The following is a 4,988-nucleotide window of genomic DNA, read 5'->3' on the forward strand; positions in this document are numbered from 1 at the left end:
ATTACTGATCAAAAAAATCAATTCGAAGAATTTATTAACAGTGATAAGTACCTAAGAAAAAACAGAGGTCAGTTTGCCGCAAGAAATGGTGCAAGATTGCCTTTTACAAATATTCTTGATGCAAATTTAAGCCAGGAGTTTATGGTTAAAGTAGGGCAACAAACGCATAAAGCTTCCGTTACTTTTGATATTTTCAATCTTACAAATCTAATTAACAGAAACGCAGGAAGAATTTTCTTTGTTGGTAATGATCAAACAAACGTTGTAAGTTTCCGTGGTTTTCAAACTGGAACTACCACTCCAACTTTTCAATTTTTTAAACCAATTGATAACAAACCATATTTTACAAGTGATGTGCAAACAAGTGCTAACACAAGTAGCCGTTGGAACGCTCAGTTAACTTTTAGATACTCATTTTAATTAAACACAAAGCATAAAAAAACCTCCGAAATATCGGAGGTTTTTTTATGCCCGAAATTATCAAAGGGTAACATTTTCTTAAAATTGCGGTGTTTTATTTCCCCTCACCTTTGCACCCAAAACTAAAACCAAAATTTATGAAAAGAAGATTACTCTTTTCCTTGTTACTCTCCGGTTGCCTGTCTTATTTATTTGCGCAGGAAACCACATCTGAAATACAAGGAATTGTAAAAAATGGCAACATTGCAGTTGCTGGAGCTACAGTTGTAGCAATACACCAACCTACAGGTACAAAATATTCCGTAGCAACTAGAACAGATGGCAGATACAATTTGCCAAACGTAAAAATCGGCGGGCCTTACACCGTAACAATTACGAATGTGGGATCAAAAAACACAGTGAAAGAAAATATTTATTTATCTCTCGGCCAAGTACACAATGCTGATTTTTCTATAGAAAATGACACAAAAGATTTGGCAACAGTTGTAGTAAGCGGAATGAGGCAGGATAAAATAATTAACAACAGCCGTACAGGAAGCCAGGAAGTAATTACAAGAACACAAATTGAAAGGTTGCCTACCATCAGCAGAAGTATTTCTGATTTTACGAAATTAACGCCTTCTTCAAATGGGTTAAGTTTCGGTGGTGTAAGCGGTTCTTACAATAACCTTACTGTAGATGGTGCAAATTTTAATAATGCCTTTGGCCTTTCAGGTACACTCGGCGGACAGGCAAATTCGCAGCCGATTAGTATAGATGCTATTGAGCAAATACAGGTAAACGTATCTCCTTACGATGTTAGGCAGGGAAGTTTTAGCGGTGCAGGTATTAACAGTGTAACAAGAAGCGGAACAAACAAATTTAAAGGATCTATCTATAACTTTTTTAGATCTGAAAATACACAAGGTTATAAAGTGAATGCTGCTGAGGCCGTAAAAACGCCTATTGACTATAACCAGTTTGGAGCATCTGTTGGTGGGCCAATTATTAAAAACAAAGTTTTCTTTTTTGGAAGCTACGAGCAGGAAAAAATTAAACTACCGGGTTCACCAACGTGGCGTGCAGCAAAAACCGGAGAAGCATCTGATGGTGTAAGTATTTCTCAGGCAAGAGCTGATACTTTAAATGTATTAAAAACGTTTTTGCTTACAAAATACGGTTACGATCCCGGCACTTATGATAATTACAACAATGTTACAGAAAGCAAAAAAGCTACAGTAAGACTTGATTGGAACATCAACCAACAAAATACTTTTACAATAAAATATAATTATCTAAATTCTTTTAGAGATGTTGCTGTAAGTAACAGTGGTGCCCAGGGAACCCGTCAGGCAAGTGTTACTGGCTTACCTTTTAGCGGAAGCGGTTATAGAATTAATAATAATTTCAATATTTTAATTGCAGAATTAAATACCCGTTTAGGTAACAAAGCCACCAATAAATTACAGGTTGGCTACACCGAATTAAGGGATTTTAGAGAGCCGCTTGCAAAAGGAAATCCGTTTCCTCTTGTAGATATTTTAAATGGTAACAATCAAACCTATACATCATTTGGTTATGAGCCTTTTACTTACAACAATAAATTAAGTTCTAACATTGTTCAGATCTCTGACATTTTTACTTTCTATAAAGGTTCGCATGAAATAAATGTTGGAACTCAAAATTATATAAAGCAGTTTGAAAATGGTTTTGCACCTAATTACCAGGGGTATTTCAGGTTTAACAATCTATCAGATTTCTATGCTGCTGCAAACAATCCATATGTATCTGCAACCCAGCCGGGTACTCAATTAGCTACAATAAGAAGACTTGGCTTTTCAAGCACAAAAGACGGATCATTTCCATTCGCAAAAATTTCTGCTGCTGAAATCGGCGTTTTTGTACAGGATAAATGGCGCATAAAAAACAATTTTACATTAACCTATGGTGTTAGAGTTGATGTGCCGACATTCGAAAATAAATTTTCATCAAATGATAGTTTAAAAGCCTTGACTTTTAGAGACGGCCAAAAAATTGATGTAGGACAGGCACCTGCAACACAGGCAATAATAAGCCCAAGGTTAGGTTTTAACTGGGATGTAAAAAATGATAAAAAAACGCAGCTACGTGGTGGTGTAGGTTTATTTGCAGGCCCGCCTCCATTTGTATGGATAAGTAACCAGGCAGGTAACAATGGTGTTCAGTTAGGTTCGGTTTCACTTGGTAATGGTGTAACTGCAAACCTTCCTTTTTCACCTGATGTAAATGCTTTTCGCCCCGCAGGTGGCGCATTATCTACTGCTTATAATATAGCCGTAACAGATAAGAATTTCCGGTATCCTCAAAACCTAAAAGCAAGTTTGGGTATTGATCATAAATTACCTGCAAATTTTACCATTACTGTAGAAGGTAATTTTACAAAAGATGTAAATGCAGTTTATTTTCAAAACCTAAATTTACCATCTACAGGCATAAATTTAGTAGGCTCAGATAAACGTTTAAGATATAGTACACCGCAAATTTACAATGGTACAACACTGAGCAATCCTAATATCAGTGATGCTATTTTAATGAAAAATTCAAACAAAGGGTACGGTTATTTCTTCACTACACAATTACAAAAAACATCAAAGTATTTTTCGGGTAGTGTAGCTTATACCTATAGCAAAGCAAAAACGATTAATGACGGTGGTTCAATTGCTCAAAGTAACTGGAGAGACCGTGCTGTAAAAGGTGATCCGAATATTGATGACCTTGGTTATGCAAATTTTTACCAGCCACACAGAGTTATTGCTTACGGATCGTACAGAAGAGAATATGCTAAATATTTTGCAAGTTCTATAGGTTTTACTTTTGAAGCAGCAAACAATGGTTCAGGTACGTATACTTACAATGGCGATTTAAATGGTGACAATCAAACTGGAAATGATTTGATGTATGTTCCAAAAAACCAATCAGATATTGTTTTAGTTAGAACTAATGCTGCTGATCCAAGAACACCGGATCAGATATGGGCACAATTAAACAACTTCATTAATCAGGATGTTTATTTAAGCAAGCAAAGAGGTAAAATTGTTGAAAGAAACGGAGCATTGGCGCCTTATTTTAAACAGATCAATGTAAATTTTACACAGGATTTCTTTTATGAAACCAAAAATAAAACGAGAAACACACTGCGTTTAACTGTTGATATTTTTAATGCAGGAAATTTAATAAACAAACAGTGGGGCGTTTCAAAATCTTTTGTAAGAACAAATCCATTAAATTTTGTAGGAGTTGCCGCTGATGGTAAACCAACTTTTTCTTTCCCTTATTTAGATGCAACAACACAAACGCCGGTAACCCAAAGCTACAGAGATAACACAAGTTTGGCCTCAAGATGGCAAATGCAGATTGGGATTCGTTATTTGTTTAATTAATACTTAAAAAATTATAAAATGATATATAAACTAAAAACAGTTATCGGTTGTATTGTTATTGCAGCATCACTTTTTTCATGCAAAAAATACGACAACAATATTGACGGTGTAGCCAACACAGCTACTGCAGCATCTTCTACACTAGCATTAAATAACAGAATCCTTGCAGGGTTTGTGGTTGATGCAAATACGCTTCCTACATTACAAGCAGGATTGTTACCAACATCATACAACAAATTTAGAAAACTGCTTACGTATGATACCGTTGTAATAGCAAACAAACCACCAGCCTACACAGCAGGTGATGTTATAACAATTGTTGGATATTTAAAAGGAGATGACTTTGCTATTAGCAAAAGAAAAATAAATGTTAGTTTATTTAAAGCGCCACTTGCATTTATAACTCCTGCAAATCCACCATCTGTTGTAAATGTTTTGCAGAATGCAGAAGACAGGTACAGAAGTTATCAGCCGGGTATTACAGGCTCTTTAACTGCTGCTGACACTACTTTTACATTAGCAGCAATTGCACCAAACAGTTCAGCACCATTTAATGTTGTAACAGGATTAACGGAAAACATAAACGGATTAAATTACAATACATATTTAGTCAGTTTTAGTTTTGTTTTACCAGCACCTTACAATGGAAAATTTCTTCCAGGTCAGTTGTTTTCAATAAATTTTAATGCAGGGGTAACAGCAGGAGATTTGGGAAATGTAAACTGGATTTATGCTTTCAAAATAAAATAAAGAATTTTAATAATTTAAAAACCGCATTCCAATGAATGCGGTTTTTTTATGAAACAATTTTTCTTTACTTTTTACCCCAGCCCCACTCAAGAAATGCCGGAAATGCCTTAGCCCAGGTTGGCACATCATGCCTTCCGTCCTTCATTTCTAAATATTTAATATTGTCAGCACTGTACCCTTTTTTTTTTAACTCTTTAATTAAATTTAAAGCATCATCGATTGAGTCTATTACCCCGTTGTTATTTCTGTCTGCAGTCTCATCTTGCGTACCAACTTCAAAAAAGAATTTTAACCATGGATTATAGGATCCTTCTCTTACCTGCCGCTGCATAATTCTATCTGTATCTTCATCAAAACCTTCATCTTCCTGGTCCTTATCACGCCACCAGAGCGAACCGCTGAATACGCCCACTTTAAAAA

The 4,988-nt window shown here is 35.4% G+C and carries 3 protein-coding genes and 1 pseudogene; 3 read left to right on the forward strand and 1 reads right to left on the reverse strand.

Annotated features, from left to right (window positions below; all coding sequences use genetic code 11):
* From H7254_RS11290 to H7254_RS11300, 3 genes and pseudogenes are all read left to right on the forward strand, one after another.
* Positions 1–420, forward strand: a pseudogene (locus H7254_RS11290) (hypothetical protein); the annotation flags it as partial.
* Positions 421–557: 137 nt separating this feature from the next.
* The gene (locus H7254_RS11295; RefSeq protein ID WP_301933066.1) at positions 558–3,818 is read left to right on the forward strand and encodes a TonB-dependent receptor; all 3,261 of its coding nucleotides are present in this window, start codon (positions 558–560) and stop codon (positions 3,816–3,818) included.
* Between the two features lie 18 nt (positions 3,819–3,836).
* Positions 3,837–4,568: a hypothetical protein gene (locus tag H7254_RS11300; RefSeq protein WP_301933067.1), complete on the forward strand. Its 732-nt coding sequence runs from the start codon at positions 3,837–3,839 to the stop codon at positions 4,566–4,568.
* Between the two features lie 64 nt (positions 4,569–4,632).
* Here H7254_RS11300 and H7254_RS11305 read toward each other — a convergent pair.
* The coding region (locus H7254_RS11305; RefSeq protein WP_367875441.1) for an alpha/beta hydrolase-fold protein at positions 4,633–4,988 on the reverse strand (356 nt) is incomplete at its 5' end.

Source organism: Ferruginibacter sp., assembly GCF_014377975.1.
Lineage (GTDB): Bacteria > Bacteroidota > Bacteroidia > Chitinophagales > Chitinophagaceae > Ferruginibacter.

What these genes read in the sequence shown, in the direction of transcription:
- H7254_RS11295 (WP_301933066.1), top strand. Translation starts at nt 558, where the DNA reads ATGAAAAGAAGATTACTCTTTTCCTTGTTACTCTCCGGTTGCCTGTCT.
- H7254_RS11300 (WP_301933067.1), top strand. Translation starts at nt 3,837, where the DNA reads ATGATATATAAACTAAAAACAGTTATCGGTTGTATTGTTATTGCAGCA.